Source organism: Planococcus sp. RAB007_Raresut (genome assembly GCF_057369535.1).
In genome coordinates, this window is the sequence record NZ_JBXYIF010000045.1 from 1 (window position 1) to 375 (window position 375).

The 375-nt window shown below is 53.6% G+C and carries 1 protein-coding gene; it reads left to right on the top strand.

Going from position 1 to position 375, the window contains the following annotated elements:
• The coding region (locus AC2Q9J_RS17680) for a PTS sugar transporter subunit IIC (protein ID WP_499041971.1) at positions 1-375 on the top strand (375 nt) is incomplete at both ends.

The window sequence follows — 375 nt, forward strand, 5'->3', positions numbered from 1 at the left end:
TCCGTCTCTTCAATTCATATTGGATGCGACGACGATTGCGATGCGGCTTCTGCCAGCCATTATCGGGCTAGCGGACGCCATGCAGTTCGGACGATCGAATCTGGAAGCCGGGACGATCGCGATTGCAACGTATGTCGGTAGCGGTGCCGTTCGAATCGACGAAGGTGCGTTCGTGATGGCGGGCATCGGGGATGTGATCACAGCCGGTGTGACCGCTGCAATCGCTACACTTCTAGTCATGAAGCTCGCTCCCCACTTGAAGACGTATACGGTCATTGTTATGCCGATGACCATCATTGTCGTCGCAGGAGGCATCGGTACCTTCTTGTTGACGTACATTTCCCAAATCACGACGTATATCGGTCTACTCATCAT